Source organism: Deltaproteobacteria bacterium (assembly GCA_019310525.1).
GTDB lineage: Bacteria > Desulfobacterota > DSM-4660 > Desulfatiglandales > HGW-15 > JAFDEE01.
Genome location: JAFDEE010000033.1, coordinates 39,304 through 52,320 on the forward strand (window position 1 = coordinate 39,304; position 13,017 = coordinate 52,320).

Annotated in this window: 12 protein-coding genes; 5 read left to right on the forward strand and 7 right to left on the reverse strand. The window is 56.1% G+C overall.

From position 1 onward, the window contains the following. Positions 1-38: 38 nt before the first annotated feature. The 3 genes from JRF57_07905 (at position 39) to JRF57_07915 (ending at position 3,231) form a co-directional block, all read left to right on the forward strand. Positions 39-704: a Smr/MutS family protein gene (locus tag JRF57_07905; protein MBW2303619.1), complete on the forward strand. Its 666-nt coding sequence runs from the start codon at positions 39-41 to the stop codon at positions 702-704. A gap of 141 nt (positions 705-845) precedes the next feature. Continuing rightward, positions 846-1,895, forward strand: coding sequence for a redox-regulated ATPase YchF (gene ychF, locus JRF57_07910; GenBank protein MBW2303620.1), 1,050 nt, complete (start codon positions 846-848; stop codon positions 1,893-1,895). A 274-nt stretch (positions 1,896-2,169) separates the two neighbouring features. Further along, positions 2,170-3,231, forward strand: a complete 1,062-nt coding sequence (locus tag JRF57_07915) for an N-acetyl-gamma-glutamyl-phosphate reductase (GenBank protein MBW2303621.1) — start codon at positions 2,170-2,172, stop codon at positions 3,229-3,231. 164 nt (positions 3,232-3,395) lie between these two features. Here JRF57_07915 and rlmB read toward each other — a convergent pair whose 3' ends face one another. From rlmB to rfaE1, 6 genes are all read right to left on the reverse strand, one after another. Beyond that, positions 3,396-4,205: a 23S rRNA (guanosine(2251)-2'-O)-methyltransferase RlmB gene (gene rlmB / locus JRF57_07920; GenBank protein MBW2303622.1), complete on the reverse strand. Its 810-nt coding sequence runs from the start codon at positions 4,203-4,205 to the stop codon at positions 3,396-3,398. Positions 4,206-4,419: 214 nt separating this feature from the next. Continuing rightward, the gene (gene gmk, locus JRF57_07925) at positions 4,420-5,034 is read right to left on the reverse strand and encodes a guanylate kinase (protein MBW2303623.1); all 615 of its coding nucleotides are present in this window, start codon (positions 5,032-5,034) and stop codon (positions 4,420-4,422) included. Between the two features lie 2 nt (positions 5,035-5,036). Next, positions 5,037-5,309 carry a DUF370 domain-containing protein gene (locus JRF57_07930; protein ID MBW2303624.1) on the reverse strand — a complete coding sequence of 91 codons (273 nt, stop codon included), beginning with the start codon at positions 5,307-5,309 and terminating at the stop codon, positions 5,037-5,039. A 12-nt stretch (positions 5,310-5,321) separates the two neighbouring features. Then, positions 5,322-6,203: a YicC family protein gene (locus JRF57_07935; protein MBW2303625.1), complete on the reverse strand. Its 882-nt coding sequence runs from the start codon at positions 6,201-6,203 to the stop codon at positions 5,322-5,324. A 144-nt stretch (positions 6,204-6,347) separates the two neighbouring features. Then, positions 6,348-6,929 (reverse strand): DUF4416 family protein, encoded by a 582-nt coding sequence (locus JRF57_07940; GenBank protein ID MBW2303626.1) that lies wholly within the window; start codon positions 6,927-6,929, stop codon positions 6,348-6,350. Between the two features lie 95 nt (positions 6,930-7,024). Continuing rightward, complete coding sequence (rfaE1, locus tag JRF57_07945) at positions 7,025-8,035, reverse strand: D-glycero-beta-D-manno-heptose-7-phosphate kinase (GenBank protein ID MBW2303627.1); 1,011 nt, start codon at positions 8,033-8,035, stop codon at positions 7,025-7,027. Positions 8,036-8,506: 471 nt separating this feature from the next. Between rfaE1 and trkA the strand changes: the two genes are divergently transcribed. Together trkA and JRF57_07955 are read left to right on the forward strand one after the other, a co-directional pair. After that, the gene (trkA, locus tag JRF57_07950) at positions 8,507-9,865 is read left to right on the forward strand and encodes a Trk system potassium transporter TrkA (GenBank protein MBW2303628.1); all 1,359 of its coding nucleotides are present in this window, start codon (positions 8,507-8,509) and stop codon (positions 9,863-9,865) included. A 1-nt stretch (position 9,866) separates the two neighbouring features. Beyond that, complete coding sequence (locus tag JRF57_07955) at positions 9,867-11,315, forward strand: TrkH family potassium uptake protein (protein MBW2303629.1); 1,449 nt, start codon at positions 9,867-9,869, stop codon at positions 11,313-11,315. 2 nt (positions 11,316-11,317) lie between these two features. Here JRF57_07955 and JRF57_07960 read toward each other — a convergent pair whose 3' ends face one another. After that, entirely contained in the window at positions 11,318-12,484 is a 1,167-nt protein-coding gene (locus JRF57_07960) for a TraB/GumN family protein (GenBank protein MBW2303630.1), read from the reverse strand. Positions 12,485-13,017: the final 533 nt, after the last annotated feature.

A 13,017-nucleotide genomic window follows, 5' to 3' on the forward strand; every position in this document is an offset into this window, starting at 1 on the left:
TTTTGGTCCCCTTGACCGTGGAAAAAGGAACTTCCGGTATGGCCAGGAAAAAGGACAACTTCAACCCGGCTTTCAAAGACCTCCGCGTGAAATGGGAAAGGGCCCGGAGGAAAGCTGAAGATGCTCACGGATCCCCCGCCATTCCCCGCACAAAGGAGGAAAGAGGTGAGGACCGGGTCTTCCTCGAGGCCATGTCGGATGTCATTCCCCTCGAAGATGATAAGCGAAAAGTCCCGCGAAGGACAAGGTCCCATCCCAGGCCCTCCCATCCCGCACCCGACGACGAGCAGGCCGCCATGAATCACCTCCATGGCCTGGTACGGGGGGTCGTTGAAATGGACATGACCTTTACGGACGAGTATATGGAGGGATGTGTCAAGGGTTTCAGCCGCCGACTGATGAAAAAGCTCAAGAGGGGGGAGTTCCCGGTCCAGGACTTCATCGATCTCCACGGGCTGACCCGCCGGGAGGCTGAAGAAGCCGTTCGAGGCTTTCTTATCCAGAGTCACAGGGTAGGACTCCGGTGTGTTCTGATCGTACACGGCCGGGGCCTGAATTCCCCGGACAGTTTCCCGGTCCTCAAGGAAGGGCTGCCCCTTTGGCTCGGGAAGGGCGCAATCCGAAAGGTCGTTCTTGCCTTCGCAACGGCCCGGCCCTATGACGGGGGTACGGGGGCGATCTATGTTCTGCTCCGAAGGCGCTGAGGGAGCCTTCCGATCCCGCCCGGATTCCCAAGATGCTGTTTCGGCAAAGGAGACGTTTTGCCGTGAAAAATGCGCTTCCATGTTCTATAATCCCCTTGGCGCTTCATTCGTCCTGATCATCCAACCTGCCGGAGGAAAAACATGAAACTCGGCATCATCGGCCTTCCCCAGGCCGGCAAGTCCACCATCTTCGCCGCCCTTACCGGGGCCAGGGGCGAAAAGGACGTCTCGAAAACCGGCAAGGGGGACCGGAGGATCGGGACGGTGAAGGTGATGGATGAAAGGGTGGACTTCCTGGAAAAGCTCTATTCTCCCAAGAAAACCACCTATGCCAGGGTCGAGTACCTGCTCCCCCCCCCTGCTGCCGGAGGAGGAGACGGGTCGGTATCGGAGAGTGCTCTATGGAACCGGGTGCGCGTGTGTGACGCCCTGATCCACGTACTCCGGAACTTCAAGACCCCTGGAGGGATCGAACCCGCTCCCGAGGAGGACTTCTGGCGGCTCGAAGAAAATATGATCCTGGCCGATCTCGTGGTGGCCGAGAAACGGCTCGAACGCATCGAGCTGGACAGGAAGCGGGGAAACCCTCCCAACAAGAAAGAATTCGAACTTCTCCAACGAGCAAAAGAGATGCTTGAAATGGGCCGGCCCCTTCGGGCCGATGCCGATCTCTCATCGGCGCAGGTTCTGCGGGGATTCACCTTTCTCTCGGCCAAGCCCCAGCTCCTCGTGATCAACAACGACGATGACGACGAGTCCATGCCCGATTGGGAAAAGGGGCCCGAGGATCTGGAGTCGATGGTCGTGCGGGGACGGCTTGAAATGGACATCGCGGCCATGCAGCCGGAGGAGGCCCGAGAGTTCCAGAGGGAATTTCACATCGAAACATCGGCCCTGGACCGGGTGATCCAGGCCTCTTATCGGCTCATGAAACTCATCTCCTTCTTCACGGTCCTCAACGACGAGGTGCGGGCCTGGACTGTCCCAGAGGGATCCACCGCCCTTGACGGGGCCGGGGCGGTGCATTCGGACATCCAGAAGGGCTTCATCCGGGCGGAAGTCCTCCCCTTCGAGGCGCTGAAACGCCACGGGACCTTCCAGGCGGCAAAGAAGGCTGGAGAGGTCAAGCTGGAAGGCAAGGAATACCTGATTCAAGACGGTGATATCATTGCATTTCGATTCAACCTATAGGAACCCCCAAAGGGTTGTGGTCCCTGTTTCATGGCCGCAACCCTTTCGACCCATGATCCAAATCCTGAGTCAAAAAGCATACGGTTTCGAAAAGGTCTCACAATAGGAGACCTTTGAAAAACGTTCAATTTTGTTCAAGATCAAGGAAGACGAAAATTTTAACCACAGGAATACCTTGAGTATTTCGAGGATTAAAATTTGAGTCTGACGCAGAGATTGGGCAAAAGGGGGCATTTTTCAAAGATCTCACAACAAAGGAGGATGAGTAGAGCCCATGGACAAGATCAAGGTCGGCATTATCGGAGCCGGCGGTTACGGAGGATGCGGAGCCATCGAACTGCTCTTGCGGCATCCCACGGCTGAAATCACTGCACTCATCGACAAGCAGGACACGGGGCGGCCCATCAGCGGGATCTATCCCCACCTCGAAGGGTTCTGCGACTTGCCTCTCATGGACCCGGAAGACCCCGACCTGCCCGAGAACTTCGACGTTGTCTTCTTCGCCACACCTGACGGCGTGGGACAGACCCAGGCCCCCCATTGGCTGGAAAAGGGAGCCAAGGTGATCGACTACAGTGGAGATTTCCGCTTCAACGACCCGGAGACATACAGGGGCTATGCGGCCAGGATTGGAAGGCCGGGAGAACACGCCTCTCCGGACCTCCTTTCCCAGTCCGTTTACGGCCTGGCGGAACTCCATCGGGAAGAGATCGCCAAGAGCCGCCTCGTCGGCAACCCGGGCTGCTTCGCCGTAAGCTGTATCCTGGGCCTGGCGCCGGCCGTGAAGGCGGATATCATCGAGCCGGAATCCATCGTCTGCGACGCCAAGACCGGCGTATCCGGAGCCGGGAAAAATCCCTCTCCGACCTTTCACTATCCAGCCCGCTATGATGCCATGAACGCCTATAAGGTCTCGGGTCATCAACACGTCTTTGAAATCGAGAGAGAACTAAGCCGCCTGGCCGGGAGGGAAATCCGCATCACCTTCACTCCCCATGTTGTACCAATGTGCAGGGGGATCCTTACCACGATCTATGGGGACCTGAAGGAAGGCATCGGGATAGAGGAGGCCCAGGAGGCCTACCGGGAGTTTTTCGAGGAAAGCGTCTTCGTACGGATTTACGGTCCCGGGAAAGGCCTCACCACGGCCGACGTTCGAGGGAGCAATTTCTGCAACCTGTCCCTCAACGTGGATGAAAGGACCGGGAAGATGATCCTTGTCAGCATGATCGACAATCTGGTCAAAGGGCAGGCAGGAAGCGCCGTTCAGAACATGAACATCTTGTTCGGACTCGACGAGGCCACAGGTCTCATCCACCCCGGGCAATATCCATAGACTTCGCTTTTCTGCTTGCCGCAAAGGCCATCTTGGGATGCGACCGCACCCGGGGCTTCATTCACGTTCGCAGGGAAACCCTGAAGCTTGCTACAAGAATAAATGCGATTCCCCTTAAGATAATACTCCCCGCTGCCCGAAGCGGAGAGTTTCATCCGGGCGTCCTATTGCAGGTCCCCCCGCGGGGAAAAGCGCGCCTGTCGTTGCCGGTTGATCTCGGAGAGGATCACACCACCTGCCACGGAAACGTTCAGGGATTCCACGACACCGTGGCCGGGGATCCGCACCACCTGGTGGCACCGTTCCCGGACACCGCGTGTCAATCCCCTGTCTTCCCGGCCCAGCACCAGGACTACGTCCCGGTTCCAGTCCACCTCGTAGACCGTTTCCGGGCCGTTCCCATCGGCACCAATGAGCCAAAAGCCTTTTTTCTCTGCGTAGTCCAGCGCCCTCCCCAAATTCACGACCCGGGCTACGGGCAGGCAGGCGCAGGCCCCTGAAGACCGTTTCATGACCCTTGGCGTGACCCTTGCCGAGCGATCCTTGGGCAGGATGAGACCATGGACCCCGAAAAAGGCGGCCGCTCGGATGAGGGCCCCCAGATTTCCCTCATCCGTGATATGATCCGCTGCGAGGATCAATCCTCGACCCGGCTCCCGAAGCGCGGCCTCTATGATCTCGTCCTTGTCGGTATAACTGAAGGCTCCTGCCTCGGCCGCGATTCCCTGGTGAGGGATGTCCGGGAACATGGCATCCAGTGCGGAACGATCCCGGTATGTGACGGGAACCCCCCCTGCCTCGGCAAGCTTCAGGACCTCTCTTATCCGATCGGTCTCTTTCTCCCTGGCAATCCAGAGGTTCATGACAGGGGGATTCCCCCTTATCAGGGCCTCTCGCACGGCATGGAAACCCGGGACAAGGTTCCTCCCCCTCTGAAGGTCTCCACGGTGAGCCTTTTTCTTACCCTTTACCATATCCCTGGCCGGACTCCGACACCTGAAGAAAATCCCACAAGTGATCGGTCACCTGGGCCTTCATCCTCCTATTTACCCTTCCTTTAGCAAGAGCCAACGCTCCTCCGGCGGCCTCCCTCCTGACCGGGGGCGAGGCCTGGCCTCAAGGGATGGGGCGGGGGGAATTGGATCAGGTCTGAAAGCAGTGCAACTGCGGGTCGTCCCCCGGGAAGAATCAATCCCGTGAGGCGATCTGGATCATCTCTTTTATCCGGGGCATTTGGGCGGAGGTGCGGCAGCGCTCGGCGATAATGATGGAGGCGAGTTCTTCCACGGCCTGCTCCAGGCTGTCGTTGAAAACGATATAGTCATACCAGGAACAGTTCTTGATGTCCGCAACCCCTTTTTTGAAACGGGCCTCGATCACCGGCCCGCTGTCGGTAGCCCTCTTCTTGAGGCGGTTTTCCAACTCCTCGAGGGAGGGAGGGAGGAGGTAGATCAGGATGCTCTCCTTGAACAGTTTCCTCACGTTGGCCGCGCCCTGACTGTCTATGTCAAGGACTACATCGATCCCCTTCTCCATGGGCTCCCGCAAGGCGGCATAGGATGTCCCGTAATAGTGATTGTAAACGACCGCCCACTCGACAAAGGCGCCCTCGTCGATCATGCGCTGGAAAGTCTCCTGGTCCACGAAATGGTAGTGGACCCCTTCCTCCTCTCCTTCCCTGGGCTCACGGGTGGTATGGGAAACGGAAAACCCGAGCCCGTCCACCCGTTCTCTCAGGCCTCTTACCACCGTTGTCTTTCCGGTACCAGAAGGGCCTGAAATGACGAACAATCGGCCTGGCATGGCTATTCTTCCATCTCGTCTTTGGTAAGCTTGAAATCCGGGCTGAAACGCTGGGCTATCGTTTCGGCCTGAATCGCCGAAAGGATGACGTGGTTGCTGTCGGTAATAATGACGGATCTTGTCTTTCGGCCCTGTGTAGCATCGATGAGCCTTTTCTCCTCGCGGGCCTCGTCCCTCAGGCGCTTGCTGGGGGCCGCATTCGGAGAAATGATCGCGATGACACGGTTGGATACCACAGAGTTTCCAAAGCCGATATTCACCAGCTTGTGTCCCATCGACCCCTCCTTTCATTCAACATTCTGGATCTGTTCCCTGAGTTTTTCAAGCTCACCCTTGATCTCCACGGTCAGGCCCGAGATAGAAGCATCGGAGGCCTTCGCGCTCATGGTATTCACCTCCCGGTGGATCTCCTGGATCAAGAAATCCAAACGACGCCCCACAGCCTCGTCCAGGGCCATGTAATGCCGAAACTGGTTGACGTGGCTCCGGGCCCGGAGGATCTCCTCGGTGATATCGCACCTGTCCGCAAACACCGCCACTTCCTGGAGGATCCGGCCCTCATCCGGTTCAATCTCCCGGGAAAAGCTTTTCACGCGCTCCAGGAGCCGCTCTCGGTATCGTTCAACCACTTCAGGGGCCTTTCCCTCTATGACCTGCAGATGACCTTCGATGGTGTCCAGACGTCTCGCGAAATCCTCCTCAATGGCCTTTCCTTCCCTGAGCCTCATATTCTCGTAGGAATCAAGGGCAAGCCGAAGGACCTCGTAAACCCCTGGTTTCACGGACTCGATATCCACCTCCAGGGGCTTGACCATCAAGACATCCTTCATCTGGCAAAGTTCATGGGCACTCAATTGGTCTCCCAGGTCGTAATCCGCCCGGAGTTGATCGTAAATCCTGAGATAGGAATCGACCAAGGGCCGGTTCAGCTCAAGGTCATATTCGGCGCCGCTGTGGTTCCCTTCCATCTGGAGGGCCACCTCGATGCGTCCCCTGCGCACCCTGGCGGCCACCTGGGATCGGATATCTTCTTCGAGCACCTGCAATGACCTGGGGATCCTGAGGATGATGTCCCGGTAGCGATTGTTGACCGACTTGATCTCCGCAGAAAACCGGGTTTCCCCCAGAGCGTACTCGCCGTTTCCATAGCTGGTCATACTCTTCAGCAAGAGGGATCCCCTCCTTTCATCACCCAAAAATGCTGACCCACCGATCCTTCCTCCCTCGTCTCAACAGGAGACCTTTGAAAAGCGTCTGGCTTTGCCCGATCTTCCGCCTCTGTTACCGCTATGGCATGACAAGCTGTGTCAGACTCAAACCAAAGACCCGCCCGAAGGCGGCGTGTTCAGGAGCGGCGCCCCGTTCTCGTCGATCCCGCGGAGCTGCCGCTTGTACCTCTCACGCACAGCATTGAAATAGGAAATAATCCGGGGCTCCGCATAGTCACGGTACGTCCATTCCAGCGGCCTGAAGCTCCCCCTCTTGAAAACCAGGGTCAAATCGGCGTAGATTCCTTTGGAAAGATAGATTCTGTGGGTATAGTTTTTCCCCGTGGCCAGCACCAGCCTTTCAAGCGACAGATGACCCGGGTCGATATTCACTCTTCTACGGGTCCCCTCCAGGTACCGACTCTCAAGGGTATTCGTCCAGAGTTTTGTCTCCACCAATGAATCTGGAGATACGAGCCTCTCAAAGGAGACGAAGAGGCGGTGAAGGGGCCACCCCATTTCACGTTCATAGTACCGGGTCCGGTCGAAGTAAAGATCCGGGCTTTTCCAATCCTCCGGGCCGAAAAGACCACGGAGATCTCCGAGGACCTGCTCCAGGAGATCCCTTTGCGGGGAAAAAAGGCTCGCGATCAATTTCACCCGCTCAGGTTCCTTTGGACGGCTCATAGTGGTTCCGTGTGGCTCCCTTTTGGAGGCGATACCCTTAAAAAACCCGTTCCAGGGAAAAAAGTCTTTCTCAGGCCGTTCGAAGCCAGGGAAGATCATACCAGTTTTGAACGAATGGCCCTCTTGAGTTCCCCTGCGCTCACGGTGGAGGTTCCTACCTCTCCCACCACTATGCCGGCCGCCAGGTTGGAGATGATAGCCGCCGATTTCAGGTCCATCCCTGAGGCCAGTCCGAGACTCAGGGCGCTGATCACGGTGTCCCCCGCGCCGGTGACATCGAAGACCTTTCGGGCCACCGTGGGAATGTGGATTATTTCACCTCCCTGCCTGAAGAGCGTCATACCGTCTTTTCCCTGTGTGATCAGCACAGAGCGGCATTTCAAGGTCTGCAGGATATCCTGCCCCGCCCGTACCAGGGATTCCTCGTCGACGATCTCCAGACGGCAAAAGGCCCCGGCTTCATGATGGTTTGGAGTGATGATATCCGCACCTTCGTAATATTCGAAGTTCCCGGTATTGGGGTCAACGGCGAGTGGGATGCCCGATTTGTGGGAGATTTCCCGCAGGCCCTGCATCAGGGATCCTGTAATCACGCCCTTCCCGTAGTCGGCCACCACGATCCCGTCAAGGCGGCTCCCCATGCTGGAAACGAACTCGAGGAGTTTTTCCGTGTCGTCCCGGCCTATGGCCTTCCTGTTCTCCCGGTCAAATCGCACGACCTGCTGGTTGTGGGCGACTATCCTGGTCTTGATCGTTGTGGTCCTCTCAGAGTCCACGACGATCCCATCCGTGGGGCAGCCCAGGTCCCTCACCCTTTCGAGCACGGCCTTTCCGGTTCCGTCACCGCCCACGACCCCGCAAAGGATACATCGCCCTCCCAGGGAGACGATGTTATGGAGCACGTTGGCGGCGCCTCCCAACATCCGTGTCTCCTGCTTCACGTCTACCACGGGTACCGGGGCTTCAGGGGAAATCCTGCTGACATCCCCCCAGATATACTCGTCCATGATTATATCCCCTACCACCAGGAGGGTCGTATCCGGAAAGCCGTCGATGTGTTTTTCGAGTTCGTCTCCGTCGTAATTGAAAGCGGATTCCTGGATCATGTTCCAACCTTCGCCGGCGCTTTCCCGCCGTTTTTTCCTGTAGAAACGTAACCCGTGACATTATCATCGTAACCCGGGAATGTCTATTCTTTTTACCTGGGATCCTTCTCATAGTTCTCCTGAGCTGAGGGGGGGGAAACAGGGACAGGGTGTTGACTTTTTTCCGTCACACCCCTATATAATGACCCCATGAGACCTTTGAAAAACGTTCAATTTTGTTCAAGGTCAAGGAAGGCGAAAATTTTAACCGCAGGAATACATTGAGGTATTTTGAGGATTAAAATTTGAGCCTGACGTAGCCTGTCCGCCGCTGTCTGGCGGGTTTGTCGCGCCGTAGCCGCGGCGAAGGCGGAAGATTGGGCAAAAGGGGACGTTTTTCAAAGGTCTCCCCATTTGAGCCTCCGCTATCTCGATAGGACCCCGACCTGAAGGCTCACCCCGGTAACCGATCCTTAGACTGGAGAAAAACCGGTGAAGATCATTATTGTCGGGGCCGGCGAAGTCGGCTTCCACATCGCCCAGAAGCTCACCGAGGAAAACCAGGATGTCTTCCTCATCGACAAGGATCCGGAGAAGATCAGGCGCATCAACGAGAATCTCGATGTCCAGGCCATCCTGGGTTCCGGCACCAGCCCCAAGACCCTGAAGACCGCCGGCATTCAGGATGCGGAACTCCTTGTCGCCGCAACGGACAGCGATGAAGTCAACCTCATGGCCTGCCTCCTGGCCCGCCACCTCAATCCCTATATCTTGAAAGTGGCCCGTGTACGGAGCCCCGAATTCCTCGCCGAAAAGGACCTTTTCGGTAAGGACCTCCTGGGTGTAGACCAGATCATCAACCCGGAATCCGTCATGGTGGAAACGATCCGGAACCTTATGATAGCCCCGGGGGCCTCCGATATCGTCGATTTCGTGGATGGACGGGTCAAACTCGTTGGAATCACCGTGGACCAGGAATTTCCCTATGTGAACCGGAAACTCTCCTCCCTTGCCGACAGGGAGGGCAAGGTGCTGGTAGGAGCCATCATCCGGGACGACCAGGTTTTTATCCCCCACGGTGACGACATCATTCGACCCCATGATGTCATCTACCTGGTGGTCCGAACGGAGGATCTGAAAGAGGGGTGTCCCTTTCTCCATGCGGGAAACGAAGGAGTCCGGCGGGTCCTTATCGTTGGAGGAGGGCAGACCGGCGCCGCCCTGGCCAGGGCCCTGGACGGGACCGGGACACATGTCAAGATCATCGACAAGGATACCCGGCGATGTACGGAGCTTTCAGAGGAACTGGAAAAGGCGATCGTCATCAACGGGGACGGAACGGACAAGGACCTCCTCATGGAAGAAAACGTCAATGACGCTGACTTCCTGGTCGCCGTTACGGGAGACGAAGAGAGCAACGTCCTGATCTCCCTCTTGGCCAAGGAGTTGGGGGCCAGGAGGAGCATTACCCGGATCAGCAAATTGAGTTATATCCCTTTGGTCTCGGCCATCGGCATCGATACGGTGGTCAGTTCCAGGCTCTCGGCCATTCGTGCCATCCTCCAGTACATACGACGGGGGAAAATCATCTCAGTAGCCCCTCTCAAGGGTGAGCACGCCGAGGCGATCGAAGCGGAAGCCCTCCAAACGTCCGATATCGTCAATATCCCTTTATCAAGGGTAAGGTTCCCTAAAGGGGCCCTCATCGGCGCCGTGGTCCGGGGGGATGAAGTCATCATACCCCGGGGAGACACCGTGATAAGGCCCAAAGACAGGCTCATCATCTTCACCCTTAGAACAGTTGTTCCCAAGCTGGAGAAACTTCTCACTGTCCGACTGGAATACTTCTGACATGCATCCCCGCCAAATCTTTCGTTTCATCGGGATTCTGCTATTTTTTCTGGGGCTTTCCATGTCCCTGGCCCTCCTGGTTTCTCTCATCTACCACGAACAGGCTTCGTGGGCCATTCTCTTCTCCCTGGTGATAACCTCTGCTGCGGGCCTTATCCTCTATTCCCTGGCGGGGAAAGACGGCGGGAACCACTTGAGCCACCGAGACGGGGTTGCCATCGTGACCCTTGGCTGGGCCGCGGCCGGACTGGTGGGATCACTCCCTTTTCTCCTTTCCGGCACCATCACGGGTTTCACCGACGCCTACTTTGAGTCCATCTCCGGGTTCACTACCACCGGGGCCTCCATCCTCAGTAATATAGAGGCCGTCCCCAGGGGTCTCCTCATGTGGCGGAGCATCACCCAATGGCTGGGAGGCATGGGCATCATCGTTCTTTCAATTGCCATCCTGCCCTTTCTAGGCATCGGCGGAATGCAGCTTTACAAGGCCGAAATCCCAAGTCCAGTCGTGGACAAGCTGAAGCCTAGGATCTCCGATACGGCCAAAACCCTGTGGCTGGTCTACATCCTGATCACCATTCTGGAGATCTTTCTACTGCTCGGCGGGGGAATGGATCTTTTCGAATCGGTCTGCCATGCCTTCTGCACCATGCCCACCGGGGGATTTTCCCCCAAGAATGCCAGCATCGCCCACTACCAAAGCCCTTACATGGAAACGGTCATCATCGTTTTCATGGTTCTGGCCGGGATCAATTTTTCCCTCCACTACCGATTGATCAAAGGGGACTGGGGTGTCTTCGGAAAGGATCCGGAATGCCGGGTCTTTCTGACCCTGGTGGCAATATTCACCTTTATGGTGACGCTCGATATCCACGGCGCGGCATACGATTCCTTCCTCGCCGCTTTTCGTTACGCGGCCTTTCAGGTCAGCTCCCTCATGACCACGACTGGTTTCGTCACCGCGGACTATGATCAGTGGCCCGCCCTCTCCCAGAAAATCTTGCTCCTCTGCATGTTCCTCGGAGGTATGGCCGGATCAACGGGAGGAGGAATGAAAACCCTTCGGATTATGCTCCTTGCCAAGCATGCCTACCGGGAAATCTTCCGGATCATTCATCCCCATGCCGTAACCACCGTGAAACTGGGTGGAAAGCCTGTTCCTCCGGATGTTCTGAGCAGCATCTGGGGATTTTTCGTCCTATACCTTGGACTCTTCGTGGGGGCTGCGCTTCTCATGTCCTCCATCGGGATGGACCTGATCTCCGCCTTTGCCTCGGTTGCCGCCTGCATCTTCAATGTGGGTCCGGGTCTGGGGACCGTGGGGCCTGTAAAAAACTACCTTGCTGTTCCCCTTGTGGGGAAGTGGACCCTCATTTTCTGCATGCTGCTGGGGAGGCTTGAAATCTACACGGTCATCGTTCTCTTGATTCCCGAATATTGGAGAAAGTGATCTCAGGTCAACACCTTTATCATCAGGGGGATGGCGACAAAGGTACCCAGGGAACTGCCTATATTGGTGAAAACAACCACCATGAGGATCCGCGTGATCTTGTTGCGCCAGAAGCCCTTTAGAGAAGAGATATCTTCGGGGAGGTTTTCGAAGTCTTTCACCTTTGGTTTTCCCAGAAAGGCCTCCACCAGTCCGGCAACCCAACCGGCGGCGATCATGGGATTGAGGGAAGTGAAGGGTGAGGCGACAACAGCGCTCAGGATGGTCAGGGGATGCGCCAGGGCGGCGGCTGCTCCCAGACCGGCCAGCACGGCGTTCGCCGATACCCACCATTTCACCATATTGGATCCGCTGCTGGGACCTGCAATGAAAAAACCCAGCACGATGAGGCAAAGGATGAGGGCGGGAATCATCCACTTCAATATACCTCCGAGGCGCCCTTTAGGTGGAAGCCTCTCGAGGTCCGCCACGTCCACGGGTTCGTCCCAGTATCTCTCTATTCCCGGGACGTGTCCCGCCCCCACGATTGCAACGATCCGGTTCCCGGGGGCAGTCCGGATCTTTTCCGCCAGGTAGCGGTCCCTTTCATCTATCAGGATCTCCCGGATTTCCGGGAAGGACTCCCCGATCTCCGAGAGGAGGGTTTCCAAGACATCCCGGTTTTTCATTTTCTCAACATCTTCTTCGGTGATGTCTTCCATTTCCCCCACGGAAGCAATGAGATGGAACAGAAGTTTGAGCTTTTTCCAAAAACCCATGAGTCTCCAGGTCCGAGAAAGGGTGATCCGAATATCTCGATCCGCCGGGTATATATGGGCACCCACGGCCATTCCTGCTTGAACGGCCCTGATCATCTCCTCCCCGGGCCGGATACCCAATTTTCTCCCGATTTTCTTTTGAAAATAAGACAGCATAAGGTTGGAGAGCAATAAAAACGCCTTTTTTTCCTTGATGACTTTCAGCAGTTGCATCTCCTGCCATTGCTGCTTCTTGATGAGAGCCTGATATCTGGACCTGCACAACTCAATGCAGACCGTGTCGGGTTTCTCCTCTTTAATCACCCTCTCAACCGTCTCGGCACTCTGCTTCGATATGTGCGCGGTACCGATCAGGATAATTTCCTTTTCCCCGGAAGTCATCCGACGGATATTTCCTGCATCATTTTCCATGTTGATCATCCCATGTACTCATCCCGCCCTTTCAGTCGATTCAAAAAGAGGAACTCAGGGTGAAGGACCCGATTTTGCCACCCTTAAGGAACGGCTTATAAAACACCAATCCACGAATCATATCTGGCACTGGCGAGTTTCACATCCAGAAAGGATATCCATCCTAAGACACTCTCCCTTACCACGGGCTGCCTGAAAAGGAAACTGTTTTCCTTGTACCGGGCCTGGGCCGAACCTCCAGTCCCATGGACCTGTCAAAAAAAAGGGCGTTTCGAATGGAAAATCGAAACGCCCTTTGGGAAACCCTCTACCTCCAGTTCACTCAAATGGAGCAGGTAATTTTACACTACCGGCCACGTGGGCTCTTCCTGTCCTTCTTCCGGGAAAGTAAGGTTTCCGATTTCTGTTATTTGGATATAAACCCAAATTATGCGTTAACGGGTAAAAGGTTTTAGAATTTGTGTTCGAGTTCGACAGAGCGGTTATCTTGTTGCTGCTTTCCGGGGATTGTCCAACATGTATTGAGATTTTTT